The sequence below is a fragment of the Paenibacillus baimaensis genome, assembly GCF_025567575.1.
The window spans coordinates 1-3,842 of sequence record NZ_JAOQIO010000085.1 but is presented as its reverse complement, the minus strand read 5'-3'; the positions used below and the strand labels follow the sequence as shown (position 1 = coordinate 3,842).

Annotated in this window: 6 protein-coding genes; all 6 read right to left on the bottom strand. The window is 39.1% G+C overall.

The features are described from left to right. Positions 1 to 96 precede the first annotated feature (96 nt). Entirely contained in the window at positions 97 to 564 is a 468-nt protein-coding gene (locus tag OB236_RS22120) for a GNAT family N-acetyltransferase (RefSeq protein WP_262685940.1), read from the bottom strand. A gap of 291 nt (positions 565 to 855) precedes the next feature. Beyond that, positions 856 to 954, bottom strand: a complete 99-nt coding sequence (locus OB236_RS22115) for an LPXTG cell wall anchor domain-containing protein (RefSeq protein WP_262685939.1) — start codon at positions 952 to 954, stop codon at positions 856 to 858. Positions 955 to 1,129: 175 nt separating this feature from the next. Beyond that, positions 1,130 to 1,939, bottom strand: a complete 810-nt coding sequence (locus OB236_RS22110) for a class I SAM-dependent methyltransferase (RefSeq protein WP_262685938.1) — start codon at positions 1,937 to 1,939, stop codon at positions 1,130 to 1,132. 231 nt (positions 1,940 to 2,170) lie between these two features. Beyond that, positions 2,171 to 2,704 carry an HAD-IIIA family hydrolase gene (locus OB236_RS22105; RefSeq protein ID WP_262685937.1) on the bottom strand — a complete coding sequence of 178 codons (534 nt, stop codon included), beginning with the start codon at positions 2,702 to 2,704 and terminating at the stop codon, positions 2,171 to 2,173. 117 nt (positions 2,705 to 2,821) lie between these two features. Then, positions 2,822 to 3,523, bottom strand: coding sequence for a VOC family protein (locus OB236_RS22100; RefSeq protein ID WP_262685936.1), 702 nt, complete (start codon positions 3,521 to 3,523; stop codon positions 2,822 to 2,824). Positions 3,524 to 3,688: 165 nt separating this feature from the next. Further along, positions 3,689 to 3,842 (bottom strand): tyrosine-type recombinase/integrase (locus OB236_RS22095; protein ID WP_262685941.1); only part of this gene is annotated, 154 nt, incomplete at its 5' end.

Genomic DNA, 3,842 nt, shown 5'->3' with positions numbered 1-3,842 from the left:
ATGCGGATACCGACGTCAACGTGGCTGCCGTTCCATGCCGGCAGCCGCGTATTGAGCTATCGTTCTCTGTTAGCTTAACAAGGGAGTGGTTAAAGCTTATTCGCTGATTTCAAGATTCCAGTCTACAGGACGTACCTTTATATATTTCTTAAAACCCTTGCTCATAGTGCCATTGTATCCTCTACTTTCAAAAAAACGATGAGCATTCTCTCTCTGAGCATTGCTCATTAATCCTATATAAGTACAATGTTTGGAAACACAGATTTGCTCTACGTGGTCTAATAATGATTTCCCGATTCCGCTCCCCCGAGCTTCCTCACGAACAAATACATATTCTACAATACCGTATGGTCTGAACTCATACGCAGGACACATACAAAGTGTCAAAAACACAGTCCCTAAAATTTGTCCATTTTCTTCATAAACAAATAAAAAGTTATTAGAATCGGCTATAATTTGTTCCATTCTTTCGGGAAGAACATGGATATTCCTACTGGTTGGAACTAACAATTTATAAAGACTTTCTAGGGTTTCTGAATCTGTTGCCACTGCTTCTCTTATCACTGAAATCCCCCCAACGCTATGTCATTACACCATAGCAACGTTTTTCTATATGAATACATAACCAACCATATTATTCCACGTTGTATTGCATTATCCTCCCGTTAGCGCAACAAAGCTGCCCATTCATGCCGGCAGCCTCGTCCTGATGATTATTGAGCTATAGTTCTCCGTTAGCTGAGCGAGGCTGCCAATCATTTTCATGAGGCAGCGTCGTGCTGTTAGTTTATTGAGCAATTGTACCCCGTTGTACAATCGATTTACATGCGATCGTTTAATTTCTTCTGCACACTTTTAACAGAATTGCATTAATTTCTTCTTTTTTTTTCTTCCGAAGAAACCTACGGCAGCAGCAATTGCAACAGCGATAGCAACCCAGACACCAGTACTCATAAAATAATCACACTCCTTTTAAAGATATTATTATGCAAATGCTTTATAGTTTCAAATTGGCATTTGCAAACGCAATACTTCAATATCCTTAAGAAAACTCTTTTAACTAAACTCCCTTTACTTTAATAAACAAAAGAGGAGCTGCCGCGAAGCAAACTCCTCAACAATCGTCTTTCTATAGTTTCCTTGCCTTGAATACAAAAGTTACAGGAAGCATCTTCGCTTTTTTTGCAAAATCGCTGTTAGCCCGCGATTGCATAATTTCATCATCAGATTCCTCAATCATTTGCTCAATGACAAATCCCGCTTTTGCCAACGCATTCACATAGGTTGATAGTTTACGGTCCGATAATGTTAGCGTACTTCCGCCAAGAGATAGCGAATACCAAGATTCATCGAAATAAGATTTTTTGAAAACAAGCTTATTATCTTCTGCAGCAACACATTTGTGTATAGGGTGAGACCAGCTGAAAATAAGTTCGCCGTCTTTTTTTAGATAAGAAGCAATCCGGCGAAAAGTACCTTCAAGGTCAGTTGTCCAGCCTATTGCATAAACCGAATAAACAAAGTCAAAATAATCCTCTGGTATGCCACATTCTTCTTCCATGGGAGAACAGATCAATTTTGCTGAAAGACCGAACTCCGTCAAGTGTAGCTTTGTCTTTTCGAGTTGGTTTTCTGATATATCCATACCCCATAGTTCAGATGCTTTGCGTTCCCCCAGATATTGCAATGATTGACCGCTTCCACAGCCTATTTCCAGTATCTTTTTTCCTGAGACTTCGCCAAAAAGCTGGCATTTTTCTTCTGAGACAAACGCTCCATAAAGAGGAAGTGCGGTTGCTCCTAAAACATCATTTCCTTTTGTATCCCAAAATAAGCTGTTTGTTTCATGAATAACACTCGTATCCATGTCGTCGACCGAGATGACACCAACCTCACTACCGCCTATAATGCTTTTCCCATAAACAGAATTCTTGTCCATGCGGACGACCTCCCAAATAAGACTCACTCAATGTAACCCCAACTCTATAATGGATAAATATGCAAAATCATCATATCGCACGTACGTTCCTATGTAAATACCGTCTATTATGAATTATTAAATTAAGCAAATCTGCCCGTTAGGTGAGCGAAGGGCTACCACGTGGCGGCCCTTCTGGCATTGAACTATCGTTCTCGTTAGCTTAAAGCTCCTACCTACTTCTTTATTGCTTCAGTTGCCGCCAACTAGCCATTTCACAGCATCTAGAAGGTCCTGCGCAACGAAATCTGGAGATGCTTGCTCATACCACTTATGACGATATTTTTCCAACGACTGCTTACCCCAGCCTGTCTCAACAAGAATTCTCTTGGCTCCTACTGCGGCAGCTGCAAGCATATCCGTAGAACCCACGTCTCCAATAACAACACAATGAGTCAGATCTAGTTTATACTCAGCAGCTGCTTTAAGAAGCATTCCAGGCTGTGGTTTATGACACTCACAGCCATCCTCAGGCTCATGGGGACATATATATGCCGCATCGAATCCATAACTTTCAAATTCTTTATGAAATTCTGATTCCGTCGCTAACCCCTTGGAAATGTTGTGCTGATTCGTAAGGGCAAATATTTTAATTCCATTCTCTTTTAATAACTGCAATGCTGTTAAAGATGAAGGAAATAACTCAAAGTCGCGTGGATCGATGAAATGACCATTTCCACCTAAGGTTCCATCACGATCCACAAAAACGGCTTGAGTTTTCAACAAACTAATCCCTCCCAATGTTAAATCTATACTTCAGGTAATTCACTGAATGATTTGGACTATCCTGTCCATTCAACGGGAATAAAAAAGGAGCCGCTACAAGCAACTCCTGCACTCTCGTTATCCTTCGCTTAGTGACGAATTAACTAATGATACATGGTAGGGGTATTGTCCTATAGAAAAATCTCCTTCTTGAGCTCCTTCTACTGTAATTTCAGTTTTAAAAATATCCGCTTTTTTTTCTGAACCAAGCCAAACTCTTCTATATGCAGACAAAATGAATAATCCATCTTCATCACCTACCGCAGCAAATTCTTCTTTGCTATCCTTATATCCGGTGATTAAATAATTTGTGCTCAACAAGTCTTTAATACTATTTACATCATTAACGACAAGACCAATTTCACTTATATTTAATAGTTCTTTACCTGTAAATGGAGTAAGTATTGCGTTATCAAGACTGTGTCTAGCGATTAATTCCACTATATTCTCTGCAGGGTCATAAAAGTAAATGGATGTTGCATTCCATGTTTTGGAAATAGCTATATTTGAGAGATTTGGCAATAAATTTAGTTTAACCCCGACCGAGTTTAACCAAGCTATCGATTCATCAATTTTATTCTCTGGGATGTCAAATGCAAAATGATAAAATGGGCTCTCTTCTGCATTATCTGTCTGCTCAAAAATTAATTCTGAATGCCCCACTTTTACAGTAATGGTATTGTTAGAACTCTCCACCAGTGGGAGTCCGAGATCATAAGTGTAGAACCTTTTGAGTTGCTCTAATTGTTTAGTGAATAATTTAATACTATGTATCCGCAAGAATGTTCACTCCTCTGCCAAAATATTTTTGTTCGAAGAATATGCCTGGAAATATAATAACATAATCTGGAATAATTGTGTTACACTAAACTCCCGTTAACTAGTGTAAATTTCCAATAGTTAGAATTAACCTACCCTTTATTTGAGAAGCACAAATGATATCCCCTAAAAATATCGTCGATAAAATTCTTTCCTACGTTCTCCTCGCAGCTGAGCATATATCTGTGTAGTAGAAGCTTTTTCATGTCCAAGCATACCTTGTATAAATTCTAGTGGTGCACCGTTATCGAGCAATTGACAGGCATAGGTGTGACGGAAT